14 protein-coding genes are annotated in these 18,444 nt (G+C 69.5%); 3 read left to right on the top strand and 11 right to left on the bottom strand.

Features of this window, described 5'->3' with window-relative positions; translation table 11 throughout:
* Nucleotides 1-697: 697 nt before the first annotated feature.
* From ORG17_RS06455 to ORG17_RS06470, 4 genes are read right to left on the bottom strand one after another with little or no spacing between them, the layout of a single operon-like run.
* Entirely contained in the window at nt 698-2,155 is a 1,458-nt protein-coding gene (locus tag ORG17_RS06455; RefSeq protein WP_214527620.1) for a hypothetical protein, read from the bottom strand.
* Nucleotides 2,152-2,412 (bottom strand): hypothetical protein, encoded by a 261-nt coding sequence (locus tag ORG17_RS06460; protein WP_214527619.1) that lies wholly within the window; start codon nt 2,410-2,412, stop codon nt 2,152-2,154. The genes ORG17_RS06455 and ORG17_RS06460 overlap by 4 nt, the downstream gene beginning before the upstream one ends.
* Nucleotides 2,399-3,196, bottom strand: coding sequence for an ABC transporter ATP-binding protein (locus tag ORG17_RS06465; protein ID WP_250892516.1), 798 nt, complete (start codon nt 3,194-3,196; stop codon nt 2,399-2,401). Before ORG17_RS06465 ends, ORG17_RS06460 begins: the two co-directional genes overlap by 14 nt.
* Before the next feature lie 2 nt (nt 3,197-3,198).
* Nucleotides 3,199-3,453 (bottom strand): hypothetical protein, encoded by a 255-nt coding sequence (locus ORG17_RS06470; RefSeq protein ID WP_214527617.1) that lies wholly within the window; start codon nt 3,451-3,453, stop codon nt 3,199-3,201.
* Nucleotides 3,454-3,589: 136 nt separating this feature from the next.
* Here ORG17_RS06470 and ORG17_RS06475 point away from each other — a divergent pair, with 136 nt between their 5' ends.
* Both ORG17_RS06475 and ORG17_RS06480 read left to right on the top strand, forming a co-directional pair.
* The gene (locus ORG17_RS06475; protein ID WP_214527616.1) at nt 3,590-7,084 is read left to right on the top strand and encodes a TM0106 family RecB-like putative nuclease; all 3,495 of its coding nucleotides are present in this window, start codon (nt 3,590-3,592) and stop codon (nt 7,082-7,084) included.
* A 62-nt stretch (nt 7,085-7,146) separates the two neighbouring features.
* Nucleotides 7,147-7,563 carry a hypothetical protein gene (locus tag ORG17_RS06480; protein ID WP_214525575.1) on the top strand — a complete coding sequence of 139 codons (417 nt, stop codon included), beginning with the start codon at nt 7,147-7,149 and terminating at the stop codon, nt 7,561-7,563.
* A gap of 108 nt (nt 7,564-7,671) precedes the next feature.
* On the opposite strand, the gene ORG17_RS06485 is transcribed toward ORG17_RS06480, so the two are convergent.
* From ORG17_RS06485 to ORG17_RS06505, 5 genes are all read right to left on the bottom strand, one after another.
* Complete coding sequence (locus tag ORG17_RS06485) at nt 7,672-8,088, bottom strand: SseB family protein (RefSeq protein ID WP_214527615.1); 417 nt, start codon at nt 8,086-8,088, stop codon at nt 7,672-7,674.
* A 104-nt stretch (nt 8,089-8,192) separates the two neighbouring features.
* Entirely contained in the window at nt 8,193-8,996 is an 804-nt protein-coding gene (locus ORG17_RS06490) for an SDR family oxidoreductase (RefSeq protein ID WP_214527614.1), read from the bottom strand.
* Nucleotides 8,997-9,155: 159 nt separating this feature from the next.
* Nucleotides 9,156-9,821, bottom strand: a complete 666-nt coding sequence (locus ORG17_RS06495) for a GOLPH3/VPS74 family protein (protein ID WP_214527613.1) — start codon at nt 9,819-9,821, stop codon at nt 9,156-9,158.
* A gap of 76 nt (nt 9,822-9,897) precedes the next feature.
* The gene (locus ORG17_RS06500) at nt 9,898-10,689 is read right to left on the bottom strand and encodes an HNH endonuclease family protein (RefSeq protein ID WP_250892507.1); all 792 of its coding nucleotides are present in this window, start codon (nt 10,687-10,689) and stop codon (nt 9,898-9,900) included.
* A 76-nt stretch (nt 10,690-10,765) separates the two neighbouring features.
* On the bottom strand, nt 10,766-14,206 hold the full coding sequence (locus tag ORG17_RS06505) for a DEAD/DEAH box helicase (protein WP_214527612.1): 3,441 nt from the start codon (nt 14,204-14,206) through the stop codon (nt 10,766-10,768).
* 436 nt (nt 14,207-14,642) lie between these two features.
* Between ORG17_RS06505 and ORG17_RS06510 the strand changes: the two genes are divergently transcribed.
* On the top strand, nt 14,643-15,644 hold the full coding sequence (locus ORG17_RS06510) for an AraC family transcriptional regulator (protein WP_214527611.1): 1,002 nt from the start codon (nt 14,643-14,645) through the stop codon (nt 15,642-15,644).
* Nucleotides 15,645-15,742: 98 nt separating this feature from the next.
* On the opposite strand, the gene ORG17_RS06515 is transcribed toward ORG17_RS06510, so the two are convergent.
* Both ORG17_RS06515 and ORG17_RS06520 read right to left on the bottom strand, forming a co-directional pair.
* Nucleotides 15,743-16,561 carry a M15 family metallopeptidase gene (locus ORG17_RS06515; RefSeq protein WP_214527610.1) on the bottom strand — a complete coding sequence of 273 codons (819 nt, stop codon included), beginning with the start codon at nt 16,559-16,561 and terminating at the stop codon, nt 15,743-15,745.
* A 319-nt stretch (nt 16,562-16,880) separates the two neighbouring features.
* Entirely contained in the window at nt 16,881-18,314 is a 1,434-nt protein-coding gene (locus ORG17_RS06520; protein ID WP_051596668.1) for an amino acid permease, read from the bottom strand.
* Between the last annotated feature and the right edge of the window lie 130 nt (nt 18,315-18,444).

Consider the following 18,444-nt stretch of genomic DNA (forward strand, 5'->3'; position numbering starts at 1 on the left):
TCACTGTCGGCTGGGCTGTTCTCGGCGCTCGGGGACCTTTGACGAGCGGGCAGACCTGACGGCGTCGCGCAGATTGGCGCCGTCCCCGACCGGGAAAAGCAGGGTGCCAAGGTGACCTACCCCGATCGAGGCGAGAACGACCACCTCGATGACGTGGGTCGCGAAGATCATCGCGGCGGCGCAACACGACGCAACCAGGAGCGGCCCGCTCACCGCGACGAAAGCCTCGCGGAGAGGTGGCAATGAGTTGCGCACAACGTGGGCGAACCGAGCCTCGCGACGACATGGACGTGCGACCGTTGCGCCGACAGCAGGCCAATGGCGAGGAGATGACCGAGTTCATGGCAGAGATTTGAGACGAGAAACGCGAGCACCGCCAGCAACGGTCCGTACGTCGCTCCGCTGCCGAGAAGCGTCGCCATTGCGAGTGCGGTCGTCACCGTCAAAGGAAGTGCCGCAGAACCGACGACTGCCAGGACGAGGCGCACGTACACCGAGAATCTCTTCGCATCGCCAGAATCCACAAGCGCTCCCGCAGTGAAGGCCGTTCTCCATCGGCTCTCGCCTCCAGCGATGAATCCGTGGTCGATCGCTGCGCGACGCCTCGCGTTCGTGTCGGTCCGGAGCGACAGTGCGAACTCTTCACATCGAACGGCAGGGCCCTCCGGACTACAGCACGGCGGCAGCAGTCGGGAGATCATCGGGACGAGGTCAGTCGGACGCACGTGGTCACCGACCCTGCTACCAGCAGGCAGATACAGCACATACTTCCGAGCACCTTCAATGGTCCAGCGAGCTGATCCAGATAGGAGATGAGGGAGCTGCATCCCAGGTACAGCACGGTCGTCAGCATCAGGCCGACGCTGCCTGACATGGGCTGCGTGTCGCTCCACGGGACGAGGGCGCCAGCGAGTGCCGCTGACAGGAAGAGCAGCGTCGCACGGAAGACCATCCCCGGGAGCTCGTCGAATTGGACGACGCCCAGGAGGAGGGCTGCGCCGCTCAAGCCTGTCCAGGCAAGGGCAGCGGCGACGACGTGCGCCACTGCAACGGGCGCGAACCACCACGTACGGCGACGACCGAGCGCGGTGCCGGTCCAAGCCCATGGCAGGACGCGCCCCGGGCCGAAGAGGACGAGAGCACATCCCGCCGAAGGAACCGCCATGGCCAAGCCGTCGCGTACCTCTGCTGGAACGCTCGGCGGGAGCGCCCACGCCGTTGTCGCCAACAAGCATATTGCGCCCGCAATCGCGAGGGAAGTCTGCGGCGCACGAATCATCACCAGGAGCTGAGAGAGCAAAGGCCCCTGCGGTCCACGGAGTATCCGATCGGCAGGGAGAAGCGCGAACGCGGACGGGACCGCCTTCGAAGTCGAGATCTTGCTGACTGCCCAGACGAACACAATCGTCACGACGAAGTAGCTCACGAAGACCAGCCACGCCAGATCAGGCCTCCGGCTGGTCGCGACATCGCTGATCAGCCTTGGGAGGGACAATGCGGGCGCGTCATCGGTAGCCAAACCCGAGGGCCCGATGACGCCGGGGCCGAAAGCGACGAGCGCAGCACCGATCGTCACTGCGCCACTGATCGTCGACGAGACGGCGAAGGGTGTTCGGAGCCAAGACTGCATCAAGCTCCCTACTGCGTGCAGCAGGCCTTGGGCGAGCGCTTCAACGAGAGCGACGCCCGCGAGAAGCGCGACCACGTATCGCGTCGCCTCGCTGAGGTCGAGAACACGTCCTGCTACGAGCATCGCCGGGACGCACAGCGCCGTCGAGCCGATCGTGGTGAGCACGGTCAGTGGAAGCGATCTGCCGATTGCTCGAGCGCTGTTCGTCACCGGTAGGAGGCACAGAAGGTGGTCGAGTGCCGAGCCCGCTGGGGCAGTGAGCGCGAGGACGACCGTCACCAGCGCCGCGCTCAGCAAAGCACCACTCGCCGCGGTCTCCACTATGAACGCTGCGATCGGTGCCGGCACTTGGCCGCTCAACGTCGAGACTGTCGTCAACCCGAGGGCAAGTCCGAGTGCAAGGATGCCTGCGACGGTGAACGCAGCGCAGAGGAGGACTCGCAGACGTGAGACGTTGAAGGCTCCAGCGAGTTCTGACATCCAGACCAACGCGGTGGCGCGCGCGACCGTGATGGTCTGACTCACTGGTGGGGGCGAGCGCGAAGGCGCAGGGCGGCGTACCCGACCGTGATGAGAACGACCGTCACGAGAAGCCCCAACCCGTTCGGCGTGAACTCCACCGATGGCAGCCCGTTCTCCGTACCGACTGTGGCCGAGAACACGAACGGAATCTCAGCGGGTGTCCCACTGACGGCTGAGGTGGCGATCGTGGCAGCGATCGCAAGGAAAGTGATAGCGATGCCGAGCACGAGCCCGATGAACGTCACGCTAGCGGTCTTCATGAATTTCCTTTTCGTCGGGGGTGAACAGGGCACGGAGCCGGTCGGCGCGGGTAGCCATCGACGAAGCGCTACTGATCCGCGCGGAGAAGCACTGGCCGACCGAGCCATGGCTGGAAACGATCTCCCGGGTGCGACCCGAAGCAACAATTGCTCCGTTGTGCAGCATGGTTATGGCCTCACAATGCTTCTCGGCGCGCAACAAGTCATGCGTCGCCATGAGAACCGCTCCGCCTGCCGCGGTGAACAAGGAGAGGCATTCTTGGAGGACTTGCGCTGTGTCCGGGTCCAACCCCCTGAACGGTTCGTCGAGGATGAGGAGCGAGGGACTGTGCGCGAGCGCACACACCAATTGAAGCTTTCGCTTCATGCCGTGGGAGTACGAGGAAATCGGCTTTGAGAGTGCGTTTCGTACCTGGAGGACACGTGCGAGGGACATCGCTCGGGACGAGTCATCGCGGCGACGGAGTGAATCATGCAGGCGCAGGTACTCGCGGCCCGTCAAAGACTGAGGAAGCGGGAGATCGTCAGGTGCGAAACCGAACCGCATCCGAGCGACGGCTTGGCTGACCGTCACGCCATGGTGAAGGACTGATCCGCGGTCCGGGTCGATGATGCCCGTGATCACATGCAAGGCTGTACTCTTCCCGGAACCGTTCGAGCCGAGGAGCCCGTGAATGCTTCCGGGGACGATGGCCATCGAGAAGTCGACCAGTGCAGGGCGCCCGCTGTACGACTTGTCGACTCCGATCACCTCCAGGACAGGATTCACGGGCTCCTCGTGCATGTTCACTTTCGGCAGTACACCTTCCATGTGCCGCCAGCGCTGAAGGACGGCATGTCCATTGCCGGGTACATTCCCTTGTTCTGGCAGGTGATCCACCACGCGGTGATGAGGCCGACCGCGAGCAACAGTGCGATCGCGATGAGCACGAGCACAACGACTCGGTCCTGTTTGAGAGCGAGTCGATCACGCATCGATTCGACTCTGTCGGTGATCGCCGATTGTGAATAGAGCGCTCCGTTGAGCACGAGGTTCGACATGAACCATCCCCTTTCTGGTCGAGCTTCAACGTATCACCTGCGGAATCTAGTATGTCAAGAGCGAATTCGAGGAACCCGTCTCGTTGTCTGACGCCGCCCCTAGGCTTTCAGCGCACCGGAGAGCAAGGGGGAACGCATGCAGATCGGCGTCGACGGGCACGTGCTGCTCAGCCCGAGTGACCTGAGCACGTGGTCGGCCTGCGAGTGGGCGTTCCTGCGCCGGCTCGACGCCAGGCTCGGTCGCGGGGATGCCCTGCCGGACGTGCACGACGACATGCTCGAGCGCACCGCTCGGCTGGGGGACCAGCACGAGCTCGACTACCTCGACATCCTCAAGCAGACCCGCGAGGTCGTCGAGTTCGACCGCCCCGCCCCACCGGACTACGCACGCGCCGCAGCCGAAGCACGACAGGCCTTCGCCGACGGTGCCGACGTGCTGTACCAGCCGACGTTCCACGCAGCGCCGACGGCCGACGAGCCCGGGTTCATCGGGTTCGCGGACTTCATCATCGGCAACGACCGCGGCGAGTACGAGGTCTACGACACCAAGCTCGCCCGGCACGCCAAGATCAGCGCCCTGCTGCAGCTCGCCGCCTACGCCGAGCAGATGCAGGCGCACGGCATCCCCACCGGTGAGCAGGTGCACCTGGTGCTCGGCGACCGGACGACGACCACGCACGACCTCGCCGACATCGCGCCGGTGTACCGCACGCAGCGCGCCGAACTGCAGCGGGTCATCGCCGAGCGCATCGCGGCAGACGAACCGCTGCGGTGGGGCGACCCGCGCTACTCGAGCTGTGGCCGATGCGACGTCTGCTCGACACAGGTCGCGGAGCACCGCGACCTCGTCCTCGTCGCGGGCATGCGTCTCGACCAACGGGCGAAGCTGATCAAGCACGAGGTGCGGACGATCGACGACCTGGCGGTCCGAACCCGGGCAGTGCCGGGCTTGTCCCGCGCGACGCAGGATCGGCTGGTGCGTCAGGCGAGCCTCCAGATCGAGTCGGAAGACGCCCGACGGAAGGGCGCCGACGGACCGGAGCAACCCGTCAAGCCGCGCTTCGAGGTGCTCGACGGCCGCGCGCTCGACGCGATCCCGGCACCCGACCAGGGCGACGTCTTCTTCGACTTCGAGGGCGACCCGCTGCACACCGAGGACGGCGTGCACTGGGGACTCGACTACCTGTTCGGCCTGGTCGACGACCGCGCCGAGTTCACCGCGTTCTGGGCGCACACCATCCGCGACGAACGAGTTGCGCTGGAGCAGTTCCTCGCGTTCATCGAGGCCCGGCGGCAGCAGTACCCGGGCATGCACGTCTACCACTACGCGGCCTACGAGCGAACGCACCTGCTGTCACTCGCCGCCCGGCACGGCGTGGGTGAGGACACCGTCGACGACCTGCTGCGAGCCGGGGTCCTGGTCGACCTGTACCCGATCGTCCGCAAGGCCCTGGTCGTCGGCAGCCACAGCTACTCCATCAAGAAGCTCGAACCGCTGTACATGGGAGCGGACCTGCGCGAGAGCGACGTCACGAACGCCGCGGACAGCATCACCGCCTACGTCGACGCGATCGACGAGCTCCGGAACGGCGACGCCGCCGAAGGGCAGCGGATGCTCGACCAGGTCGCCGACTACAACGCCTACGACTGCCGCTCCACCCTGCGCCTGCGCGACTGGCTCCGCTCGCTGCGCACCGCCGACCCCGATGCGGCCGACCCGGCGCTCGAGCTCGAGGTCCCACCGATCCCCGTCGAGCGCGAGCCCAACCCGGTGTCCGTCGCGCTGGCCGCGCAGCTCGAGGACGTCGACGCCCTCGACCGCACCCCTGACCAGACCGCGTTGGCGCTCGCCGCGGCCGCGATCGACTACCACCGCCGCGAGGCCAAGACCTTCTGGCAGGACCACTTCGACCGCCTGCGGAACCCGCTCGACGACTGGGCCGACACGCGTGACGTCCTGGTCGTGGAGCGGGCGTCCGTCGAGCGCGACTGGGACACGCTGCCGCGTGCCCGGTCGCAGTCGCGGGAACTCCGGTTGTCGGGGACGCTCGCGCCCGGTTCGCGGCTCCGGCCTGGAGGCACGCCCCACCTGGTCTACGACGACCCACTTCCGCCATCGGTCGTCTCCCCGGGCCCCGGGTCGAAGGGCGCTTCGTCGCGCGCCGTGATCGTGGACGTCCGGGACAACGGCGATGCCGTCGAGGTCCTCGTGAAAGAGGGCCTGCCCGTCGGCGGCGAGCCACACCACGAGTTCCCCGTGGCCCTCGCCCCGTCGGCGCCGCCCCGAGCGAAGCCGCAGCCCGAGGCGATCGCGTGGTGGGGTCAGGCCGTGCTCGACGAGTTGCCCGAGATGCTGCCCGACCCCGCGCTCGACCTGCTGCGCCGGGTGCCCCCTCGTGGCCCGATCGTCCCGGTGCAGGGCGACGACACGGTGTCAGCCGTCGTCTCGACCCTGCTCGACCTCGACCGGTCGTACCTGGCCATCCAGGGTCCTCCCGGCACGGGCAAGACCTACGTCGGCTCGAACGTCGTCGCCCGACTCGTCCGTGAGTACGGCTGGCGCGTCGGGGTCGTCGGCCAGTCCCACGCGACCTCGGAGAACTTCCTGACCTCGGTCGTGAACGCTGGCGTCCCCGCGGACCGGGTCGTGAAGGTGCCGAAGTCCGGCGCGACCGAGGACGAGCTCGACGCCGCAGCCTGGACCCGCGTGAAGAACGGTGCCGCGGTCGCCGCGTTCCTGTCTTCGTGCGAGGCCTCGGGCACCGGTGGTGTCGTCGGTGGCACGGCGTGGACGTTCGCGAACGAGTCCACGATCGAGCGCCGTTCCCTCGACCTGCTCGTGGTCGACGAGGCCGGGCAGTTCTCCCTCGCACCGACCATCGCGTCGTCGGTCGGCGCGACCCGGCTCCTGCTGCTCGGGGACCCCCAGCAGTTGCCCCAGGTGTCGCAGGGCTCGCACCCCGAGCCCGTCGACGAGTCCGCGCTCGGCTGGCTCGCTGACGGACAACACGTCCTGCCGCCTGAGTTCGGGTACTTCCTTGCTCGCACCCGCCGCATGGAGCCCGCGCTGACCGAATCCGTCTCGGCCCTGTCCTACGACGGGCAGCTCGCCTCGATGGTCTCCGGGAGGCACCTCGACGGCATCGACGCGGGTGTGCACCCCGTGCCGGTCGTGCACGCGGGCAACACGACGTCCTCTGCTGAGGAGGCCGCCCGGGTCGTCGCACTCGTCGGTGACGTCGTCGGCCGCACCTGGACCGACGGTTCCGACACCCGAGCCCTGACCGACGAGGACGTCATCGTGGTGGCGCCGTACAACGCACAGGGCGCACTGATCCGGCAGGAGCTCGACCGCGCGGGCTTCACCGGCACCCAGGTCGGCACGGTCGACCTGTTCCAGGGTCGAGAGGCCGTCGTGTCGATCGTGTCCCTGGCAGCGTCGAGTGCGGCGGACATCCCACGCGGCCTCGACTTCCTGCTCATGCCGAACCGGTTGAACGTGGCGATCTCGCGGGCGAAGTGGGCGGCGTACCTCGTGCACTCACCGGCGCTGACCACCGGACTGCCCCCGTCGATCGCGGGCTTGTCCCTGTTGTCCCGCTTCATCGAGCTCGTCGAACCGGCTCGCTGACCGAGGCGACGCCGAGTCCCCTAGGCTGCAGGCGGCCGAGGGGGCCAGAGGAGTGGGGGACGATGTCTGCAGGAGCGCAAGGACCGCTGCCGGCCGGAAGACCAGCGCCGGACCCGGTCGGGGCACCGAAGCCGAACGCGGCGTGGACGGTCGACCTCGTCGTCACCATCGCCCTGTTCGTGGTCATCGCGATGCTCAGCGGCTTCGCGGTGCTGTTCGGCTGGGTCCTCGGGACGATGTCGCAGTACGGGTGCGACTGGGAGTCCTCGACGCGCGTGTGCAACCGATCGATGGGGGTCCAGACCGCAGTGGTCGAGGCGATCGTCCTCATCGTCGTGTGCACGGGAGGCGGGGTCCTCGCAGCGAAGGTCCGTCGGAAGCGGCCGCTCGGGTGGCTCGTCGCACTCGGGACGGCTGCAGCGGTAGCGATCGCTCTCGCACTGACGCTCGCGGTGATCGGGGCGGCGTCGGGTTCCTGACACCCGCCTGTCGGTTTCGGTTCACGAATCCCGAGGATCGCGAACCATAACCGTCACCCAGCGAAAATGCTCCGCACTCGCCCGGAGCGGACGGTGAGACGGAGCGGGTCAGCCGTCGCTGGTCGGCACGCCACCCTGCATCTGCGCCCGCATCTCGGCGAGGACGTCACTGTGCAGGAAGTTCGCCTCGGCCGCACTCGTGGGGTCGACCACGATGCCGAACTCCTCGGGCAGGGCCGACACGAGCTCGGACATCGGCACCGGACGCCCCTCGGCGTCGGGCAGGCCGGCGGCGAGTTCGTCCGGGTCGGTGAAGACGGGCACGAACGGCTTGTCCCGGATCATGACGTGGGCGACGCTGCCGGCCTCCGGGGTACCCGCCGCCTTCCAGGGGACCCACGCCGCGCTGCGCAGGAAGCCCGCGGGCGAGGCTGCCATCCTCCGTCGGAGTTCGGCAGCGGCGGTCGGCGGGGCCTTGTCGACGCCTCGGCCGAAGGCTGATCCGTTCGTGTCTTCGGTACTCACGCCAACCATGCTGTCACGGTCGGCGGACACGGCGGGGCCGAGCCGCGCCTCCAGGCCGATGCCCGGCGCACGCGGACGTGGGCCGGGCGTCGGAGGTGCCGGACTCAGTACGCGGCCGACTGCCCACCGTCGATCGGGACGACCGTCGCGTTGACGTAGGACGCGTCGTCGGACAGCAGGAAGGCGACGACGGCGGCGATCTCGGGGGCCTCGCCGTAGCGCTTCGTCGGGTTGACCTGGATGAACTCCTCGGCGGCCTTGCGCGGGTTCTCCGCGTCGAGCTGCTTCATCGAGTTCTCGACCATGGGCGTCCAGATGGCTCCGGGGGCGATGGCGTTGATGCGGATGCCGTAGCGGCCGTACTCGACAGCCGAGTTGCGGGTGAGGCCGACGACGCCGTGCTTGGCTGCCGCGTACCCGGACTGGTTGCCGATGCCGCGGATGCCGCCGACGCTCGCGGTGTTCACGACCATGCCGGAGCCCTGCTCGCGCATGACCTTGAGCACCTTCTCGAGCCCGAGGAACACGCCGCGCAGGTTGATCGACACGACGCGGTCGAACTCGGCGGCGGTGAAGGACTCGGTGGGGTTCTGCTTGCCCTCGATGCCGGCGTTGTTGAAGAAGCCATCGATGCGGCCGAAGCGCTCGGTCGTGGCGGTGACGTAGGCGTCGACCTGGGCCTCGTCGGACACATCGGCGACGGTCGTCAGGACCTGCGCGTCCGGGGTGGATTCGAGCACGGCGGTCTTCGTCGCCTCGAGTCCCTGCTCGGAGACGTCGACGAGGGAGAGTGCAGCGCCCTCGGCGGCCAGGCGGACGGCGGTCGCGCGACCGAGGCCGGAGCCGCCGCCGGTGATGAGGACGACGCGGTCGGCGAAGCGGGTGGTGACGGTGCTGGTTTCGGGCATGGGGGAGGCCTCCTGAGGTCTTCGACGGTGAAGGGCTCGGGGTCCGCGGTGGGGCAGCGAGTCCGATCGATGCATCTGCATCGAGATACCTACACTACACCTGTCGTTTAACGACCCAGTCAGCAGGTGTCCAGCACTCGCACCATCGCGCTGCCTGCCTCAGCTCGTGACGATCGAGGTCGTCGTTGCCATGGTCGCCGCCATGATCACGACCATCGTCGCGGCCTCGATCTCCTCGAGTACCGCCTTCACCGCCGGGCTCGCCCAGGTGCCCGAGGTGATCTCCTTGACCAGGTCCTTGTCGACGGCGCCGAACTGCTTGCGCAGGGTGTTCGTCGCGTCGAGCAGGCCGATGACCGCGGCGGAGAACGGCGTGGGTCCTGCGCGGCCGGCCAGCACGTCCGCGATGCCGGATCGCAGCAGCGCCTCCGGGGCTCCGTCCCGCTCCGGGTGCTTCGTGGTGGGGAAGAGGCCGAGCACCTTGCCCTGCTCGACGCTGATGACGCCGCGCTCGACGAGTCCGGCGAACACGTCGTCGCGCAGCTGGCGCTTGCCGAGTCGGCTCACCCACCACTTCGCCTTGCGCGGTGCACCGGCTGCCGCGATGGAGCCGACCACGCCGTCGAGCACGGGGTCGCCCGTTGCGGCGCCGTTCACGACGGCGACGAGTCCGTCCTGCAGCGAGACCGCACCGCGCAGCGCGAGGTCGGCGAGGACGGCCCCCGCGAGACCCGTGTCGAGCGTCGAACCATCGAGAGCATGGCGTCCGTCGGGCTCGACCTGCAGGAGCGCGAATGCCTGTGGGACCGTGAGTTGCTCAGCCATGCCCGCAGCCTGCCACGCGGGGCGGAGGTGCGCCGGGCCTCCGAGCCGACACCCAGCGGCGCCGGACCGCCCGACGTCAGCAGGCGTCCAGCACCCGCACCATCGCGTCCCGCTCACCCGGAGCCACCCACAGGCGGTACTTCGCCTTCACCGTGACCTGGTGCTCGACGTAGGTGCAGCGGAACGCCTTGTTGGCGGGCAGCCAGGTCGCCGCGTCGCCGGAGCCCTTCTGCGAGTTGGACCGGCCGTCGACGGCGAACAGGTTCACCGGGTCGTTCGCCAGCGCCTGCCGTTCGGCTTCGGTGAGCCGCTGGGCGCCGGTGCGCCAGGCGTTCTCGAGCGCGACGACGTGGTCGATCTGCACGAGCGTCGACGTCGTGTTGCCGCGCACGAAGTCCACCGTCGCGCCGGTGTACGGCGAGACGAGGGTGCCCGTGAGGACCTTGCAGTGGCCCTCGCGGGTGATGCCGGCGAGGTCGCGGGCGAGGACGTCGTTCCGGGTGTCGCACCCGTTGTGGTCGACGTCGAGCCAGGCGCTGCCGAAGTCGCCGGTGCGGTCGTAGCCGGTGCCGGCGGCCTTGCCCTTGACGGGCAGGTCGGCGAGCTGGGTGCGTGCGCGGACCGTGTCGGCGTCGGCTCCGCGGCTGACGGTCGGACTGGAGGCGGGGGTCGCCCCCGACGACGCCTGCTGCGGTCCGATGGTGGTCGTCTCCCCGGCCGTGGGACCGCCCGCCCCGGTCGTGCCCGCCGCGTCGGCGTCCGGCCCGAGGACGCCGGACGCATCGAGCGCGTACCCGCCGACGGCGAGGGCCAGGACGACGAGGACAGAGGTCAGGGTGATGCGGCTGCGGCGTCGGCGGGACGTCATGCGGTGGGACTCCAGGTGGTGCGGGGCGGAACGGTGGTGCGGGGCGGAACGGTGGTGCGGCTGTGTGCGCAGCGGCTCAGGTCAGCAGGGAGCGGATGTCGTCGGCGGTCAGGTCGTCGGCGAACAGGGCGTCGTCGTCGATCATCGTGGCGAACAGCTCGGCCTTGCGGGCGGCGAGGGCGAGGACCTTCTCCTCGATGGTGTCCTCGGCGATGAACCGTTGGACGCTGACCGACCGGGTCTGCCCGATGCGGTGCGTGCGGTCGACGGCCTGGGACTCGGCGGCGGGGTTCCACCACGGGTCGAGCACGAACACGGTGTCCGCCTCGGTCAGGGTGAGCCCGAACCCGCCGGCCTTCAACGAGATGAGGAACGCCGGGGCGGTGCCCTGCCGGAAGCGCTCGATGACCTCCGGGCGCTTGCGGGTGGAGCCGTCGAGGTACTCGTAGCCGATGCCGCGGGCGTCGAGGGCGTCGGACACCATCCGCAGGAACGAGGTGAACTGGCTGAACACCAGGGCGCGACGGCCCTCTGCCGCGAGCTGTTCGAGTTCGTCGAGCAGCAGGTCGAGCTTGGCGGAGGGGATCGGGGTCGATCCCGACGTGACGTCCGAGTCCGCTGACGCCGACCCGGACGACACCAGCGCCGGCGACAGCGCGAGCATCCGCAGCAGCGTCAGCGACCGGAACACGATCATCCGGTTCTTCGACAGGTCGTCGATCAGGTCGAGGACCTTCAGGCGCTCCCGGTTCAGGGTGCGCTCGTACAGCTCCCGGTGCGCGGGGTCGAGCGTGACCCGGACGACCTGTTCCTGCTTCGGGGGCAGGTCGGCCGCGACGGCTTCCTTGGTGCGGCGGAGCATGAGCGGCCGGATCCGTCGGCGCAGCCGCCCGGTGAGTTCCTGCCGGGCCTCACCGCGGAGCTCGGGCGAGGCGAGGGGCTTCACGTAGTCGTCGCCGAACCGGGTCCAGGTGGACAGCAGCCCGGGCGCGACGATGTGGAACAGTGCCCACAGGTCGGTCAGGCCGTTCTCGAGCGGTGTGCCGGTGATCGCGAACTTCACCGGTGCCTGCAGCTCCGAGGCCACACGGTGGGTCTGGGACTGCGGGTTCTTCACGAACTGGGCCTCGTCGAGCACCAGCGCCGACCACGGCAGGTCGGTCCAGGCGCGGGCGTCGAGCCGCAGCAGCGCGTACGAGGTGACGACGACGTCCGACGCAGCGGCGGTGCGCGCGACGAGCGCCGGGTCCTTCAGCGACGTCGAGGTCACCGTCGCGACCCGCAGCGACGGCACGAACTTGGCGGCCTCGGAGGCCCAGTTGCCGACGACCGAGGTCGGTGCGACGACCAGGAACGGCGGCGCGTCGGGCTCCGCGGCACGACGGGCAGCGACCATCGCGAGCACCTGCAGCGTCTTGCCGAGCCCCATGTCGTCGGCGAGCACCCCGCCGATGCCGTACGTCACCAGGAACGACAGCCACGCGTACCCGGCGTGCTGGTACGGCCGCAGGTCGGCGTGCACGGTGTCCGGCGCGGGGACGTCACCCGGGGGAGTCGCCCCGAGCAGCCCCGAGGCGATCGCCTGCCACCGCTCGTCGTGCGAGGTCTCGTCGGCCAGCAGGTCGAACTCCGACCACAGCCCGGCGTGCAGGGGCGTGACGGCGATCGGCTGGTCGGGCTCCCACTCGTCCAGGTCGCGGGCCTCGTCGATGAGTTCCTTGAGCCGATCGAACGCGGGGTCGGCCAGCGACAGGTACGAGTTGTCGACGAGCTTGAGCCGTCGCTGCCGACCCGCGAGCGCGGTGAGCAGCGGCGTGAAGGGGATCTGCTTGCCGTTGACGCTGACGATGATGCCGAGGTCGAACCAGTCGTGCTTGTCCGACGGCATCGTCGTGACACGGATGTGCGGCCGCCCGCTCAACCGCTCGTAGTCGAGGCGCTCACCCTGCACGACCGTGCGGATGCCGAGCGACGGCAGCTCGGGCAGGAACTCGTTCGCGAACACCGCGACGTCGGCCCCGTCGATGGTGCCGTCCTGGAACCAGTCCAGCCCGCCACCGGGTCCGGCAGGGCGGACGGGAGGCCCGGCCTGTGTCGCGTCCTCGGCAAGCGTCGTCGCCGTGGCCGGCTCCACCGCCGGGGCCGGGTCCGCCACGGAGGCGTCATCGGTACTGGCAGGAACGTCGGTGCCGGCCGGATCGTCGGCGGCACGGAGCCCGGACAGGTCGGGGAGCGGGCCGTGCAGGGACACCGGGTCCTTCCGCCCGTCGACGTGCCAGCGCCAGTGCAGGTGCACGCGGTCGTCGGTGCGCGGGGCGCGGGCCGGCTCGAAGGTCGCGGTGAGCACGAGCTCGGGCGGGGTGCGCTCCGGCAGCTCCACCGAGCCGTCGGAGCTGACCAGGCCGAGGGCGCCGCGCAACCGGGGTGACCAGTCGGCCAGGAACTCGTCGACCTCGGCGGTCGGCACGGTGATCCGGGTGCCCTCGACGAGCATGCGGCGCTGGTCCTCGGGCACCGGCGCCGGGGTCGGGGCGACGGCGACCGTGAACTCGGGGCTCTCGCGGAACACGTAGACGCCGTGGTCGCCGATCATCCGCGCTGCTCCGGGTACCACGGGCCGGCCGTCGAGCACGGCACTCGCGCCGATCACCACGGCGTCGTCGTGCCGGGCGACGTCGAGCAGCACCTGGGCCTGCGTGCCGAGGACCGCACCGCCCTCGCGCTTGCCGGTGACGAATGCGATGCCGAGCGCCGCGGCCTGCTGCAGGAGCGGCCAGAGCAGGGGGCTCCGGAAGTCGTCGAGGTGCAGCCAGTCGCTCTCACCGGGCAGGCCCGCGAGCTGCCCGGCGCGGTGCAGGGCGGCGAGCTGCAGGAACCAGGCGTGCTGCTCGGCACCGACGCCGAGCCGGTTCTGCGAGTAGGGGAGCGTGCCCCAGGTCAGCTGCCCGCGCACCCAGTTGCCGGCGTCGCTGCGGGTCACCGGCCGGACCCCGAGCCGAACGCCGCGGGACGGCGCGGGCAGGGCGCGGCCGGCGGCACGGGCTCGCGAGGCGAGCTTGGCGGGGACCGCGTCACGCAACTCGAACTGCAGCCCCATCCGGGTGCCCTGCGGGGTGGGCGCCCGCTCGTCGTCGCCGGCGAGGCGGGCGAGGTCGTGCCTCCAGTCCGAGGGCGGCGGAGCCGGCGTTTCCGGGCGTGGGCCGGCGTTCGCGGCGAGGGCGCGGGCGTTGATGGTGAGGAGCGCGGCCGCGACGTGCTTGCAGTCGCCGCCGAGCGGGCAGCTGCAGGTGCTGCGGACCGGGCGGACGAAGTCGCCGCGCGCGGGGGTGGTGTCGACGCGGAGTTCGTACGGGTCGTCGGCGGTGCCGGACACGACCGCGGTGACCGTGCCGTCGTCGTCGTGCCAGGTGGCGTCGTCGACCAGGCCGGCGCGGACGACGTCGCGTGCGCGGCCGAAGGTCTGCGGCCCGACGAAGCGGATGACGTCGACGGCGTCGATCATCGGGGCAGCAGGCACGGGACTATCGTGCCAGTCGCCACCGACGATCCCCGCCGCCACCCTGTGCGACGGACATCTGGCAGGACTACCGTCCAACGCGGAGCGCGACGACAGCGGTCCACGGAATCGATTGGAACCTCATGCCGGACCGACTGCGGTGGGTACGCGACTCAGCCGACCACTGGAACGGGTGGATCGACGCCGAGGTCGTGTGCGACATCACCCGGACCGACACGTACACCGTCGATTCCCCGGACCACTCGTTGACCGGCGGGCACTCGTCCTTCGAGAGTGCGGCCGCTCAGGTGCACGGCTGGGTTCGCTGGACCGGCCGTTAGGCCGCAGAGCGCAACCCGGTTGTACGTCCACCCGCTGCTCCCTAGCGTGAGAGGGCAGGCCGGGGACCACCCGGAGGTGACCACACCGCTCTGCTCCAGGAGAGAGAGGTGTTCCGATGACCGACACGACCGAGTCGCAGGCGCCCGCTCCGGGTTCCGATCCTGCTGCACGCCCCACCTCGCCGCGTTCACTCGTCGCCGTGGCCGGTCAGGACACCGACGAGGCCATCAGCTCGCTCGCCGGCATGTACGCGGGCAAGGCCTGGTACTCCCGAGCCCTCGACCAGGACTACTGGTTCAAGTACGTCGGTGTCGGTGACGAACGGCTGAGTGTCCGCCGTTCCCAGATGCACGGGTACCTGCGGGGTGACGTCGCCACCGAGGGTGAGGTCGTCGTGCAGTGGCTCGAGCGCGGCGAGGCCCGCGTCGACGTCGGCCGTGACGAGGTCCGCATGCAGCCCGGCGTCCCGACGCTGTTCCCCGTCGAGCGCCGGTTCGAGATGGAGTACCAGGACTGGGACCAGCGCCTGGTGCACCTGCGCCGTGACCTGGTGCTCGACGTCGCCGCCGAGGACCACCTGGTCGACGGCACCATGGCGTTCGACACCACGACGACGCCTGGCTCCGCAGCTCTGGGCCAGTGGCGGACCGCCGTGTCCGGCGCGCTCCGTGCGCTGCGCGAGGAGGGCGACGAGTCCCTCGCCTGGCACGAGGCGCAGCGTGACGTCGCCCGCGCCCTGTTCCGCATGTACCCGCTGCAGGCCGAGCGGTTCCCCGCGGGCTACGGCACCCGCAGCGACGGACGACTCCGGGCCGCCGTCGAGTTCATCCAGGCGCACGCCCACCAACCGCTCACCGTCGCCGACATCGCGCAGGCGGCCGGGCTGAGCATCCGCGGGATCCAGGAGTCGTTCCAGCGGGCGTTCGAGCGCTCGCCGATGACGTACCTGCGCGAGGTCCGGCTCGGACGGGTGCACGAGGAACTGCGGATCCTCGACCCGCAGGCGACCTCGGTGGCGGACGTCGCCCGGCGGTGGGGCTTCGCGCACATGGGGCGGTTCGCCTCGGTGTACGCGAGCCGGTTCGGGGAGTACCCGCGGGAGACGTTGCGGCGCTGAGGGGCGGCTCGTCGTCAGCCCGGTGCGCCTATGTCGTTCACCCGACGACGAGGAAGGCCCCCGTCGATCGTCGACGGGGGCCTTCCTTCCGATCGGTGCTAGTTGATCTCGCTGACGAGGACCGCGCGGTTCCTGCGAGCGACCGCGAGCAGCCCCTCGACGTTGGTGGCGCTCTGGATCGCGACGGGCTCGCCGTACTGCGCGACCAGGGCCGCGCGGAGGTTGCCGAGCGAACCGGACAGGTTGTAGGTCGACTTGAGCTCGGTGAAGAACTCGCTGTTGATCTCGATGCCGGTCATCTCGCCGATGAGCCAGGTGCGTCCGTTGTTGGTGATGAGCTTCATGTCTGATGCGTCCTGTTCTGTTCCTGGCGGCGGTGTGGGTTCTTCTGCCTGGTATGAGCCGTCGTACTCGAAGTGCCAGGCTTCACGTGAGCTGAAGCCGTTCCCGGTGGGCTGCCACCCGTAGGTCGGCGCGTTCGCGTCCATCCAGATCTTCTGGGGTGTGTCGTACTTGTCCACGGAACTGCCGAAGTCGCAAGCCAGGGCCCACCCGTGGATCGACGTACCCGGAGGCGCTGCGAGGGGGCCGGTGCCGGCCTGGTACTCCTGGTAGAGCTTCTCCTGGCGGGCGAGGTCACGGTAGGCCTCGGTGATCACGAGTGCGGTGCCGAACTGCCTGGTGAAGGCTGCGTCCAGGTCTCGCCAGGCGAGGGCGGCGTCCGGCCGGAGGAACGGCTGGCCGTTCGAGGCCGGCACTGCTTCGAGCACGGAGGTCGGGATCTGGCCGTTCTGGTAGCCGCCCCACGCACCGGCCACGGCGGCAGCTCGCGAGGACGGAGCGCCTTCCGGCTTCGACTTGTCCAGGTTTGCCAGGTTGTCCGGCGTCGCACCGAAGGCACGGTCTGCCGTGAGCACGCTGCTCCCGGCGAGTGCGCTCGCCACAGCGAACATCAGGACCTGGCGGCGGCTGGCTCCCGCGGGTGGTGGTTCGAGATTGACGGATGGATGGACGTCGTCGACGTCGGCCATTGGTGCTCCCCTCAGGAGTCACGTCATTCGTGACCCTTGATCAGGTTGCCAGTTGGTAGACAGATGGGTGGACCCCAGTTCGGGGGTCATGCGGCGACCCCCGTGCCGACGACGAGCGGCGTGCCGAGAGCAGCGAGAGAGCGTGTGCGCGACATGAATTGCGTTCACGAGCGAGCACGCGTCAGGGCCTCCCGGGCGTCGGTGCTCAGTCGCGCAGGGGCTTGCCGCCGGTCACCTCGCCCGTTGCCAACTTGCTGTGGCGTCGTGAGTACCCGAAGTACACACCGAGCCCGATCGCGAACCAGATCGCGAACCGAACCCACGTCTCCCACTGCAGGAACGTGACGAGCCACAGCGACGCGATGACGCCGATGATCGGGATGACGGGCATGAACGGCAGCCGGAACTGGCGGTCCAGGTCGGGCTGCCGGTAGCGCAGCACCACCACGGCCGAGCACACCACGACGAACGCGAGCAGGATGCCGATGTTCGTGAGCTCGGCGACCACACCGATCGGCAGCACCCCGGCCAGGATCGCCGACGCGATGCCGAGGATCCAGGTCACCCGTGTCGGCACGTGCCGCTTCGGGTCGGTCTTCGCGAACCACTTCGGCATCAGACCGTCGCGGCTCATCGAGAACCAGACGCGCGAGGCACCGAGCATGAACGTCACCAGAACCGTGACGATGCCGACGATGGCACCGATCGCGATGACGTTGGCGACACCGCCGAGGCCGACGGACGCGAACGCCGACGAGAAGCCCGACGCCGGGTCGATGTCGGTGTACTTCTGCATCCCGGTGAGCACGAGGGTCGCCAGGACGTACAGCACCATCGAGATGCCGAGGGACAGCAGGATCGCCTTCGGCATGTGCTTGCGGGCGTCGGTGGACTCCTCGGCCGCGGTGGACATGGCGTCGTAGCCGAACACGGCGAAGAACACGGTCGCGGCACCGGTCATCACGCCGCCGAAGCCGAACGGGAAGTACGGGGAGTAGTTCGCACTGTTGATGTGGAACACGCCGAGCACGACGATGAGCACGACGAGCGCCACCTTGATGCCGACGGCGACGAACTCGAACCGGGCGGCGCTGCGGATGCCGCGCGTCAGCACGAACGCGGTGAGCAGGCACAGCGCGATCGCGAAGACGTCGATCACGTGGCCGTCACCGGTGCCCGGGGCGCCGAGCATCCACGCGGGCAGGTCGATGCCGAACTGGCCGACCAGGAACCCCACGTAGCCGGAGATGCCGATCGCGACCACCGCCACGATCGCCGTGTACTCGAGCAGCAGGTCCCAGCCGATGAACCACCCGACGATCTCGCCGAGCACCGCGTAGCCGTACGTGTACGCGCTGCCGGCCTTCGGGATGAGCCCCGCGAACTCTGCGTACGACAGGGCAGCGGCGGCGCTCGCGACCCCGGCGACCAGGAAGCTGATCAGCACCGCGGGTCCGGCGACGCCGTTCGCGACGGTGCCGGCGAGGGTGAAGATGCCGGCACCGATGATGCCGCCGATGCCGATCGCGGTGAGCTGCCACAGACCGAGGTGCCGTTTCAGGCCGCCCTCGCCCCCGGCCTCGTCATCGATCGTGTCGATGGGCTTCCGTCGGAACAGGGTGCGTGTCGTCGTCGTCACCCGCCCATGGTGCACCCGGAGGCGGTCGTGCGCACGGGCGGGGTGCGGGCGTTCGGGCGGCGGGGCCGGGGCGGGGGCGGGGGTCGGGATTTCGCGCTGGACGACACTTCTCGCGCCGCCGAGCCCGTGA

This window comes from Curtobacterium flaccumfaciens pv. betae (genome assembly GCF_026241855.1).
Lineage (GTDB): Bacteria > Actinomycetota > Actinomycetes > Actinomycetales > Microbacteriaceae > Curtobacterium > Curtobacterium flaccumfaciens.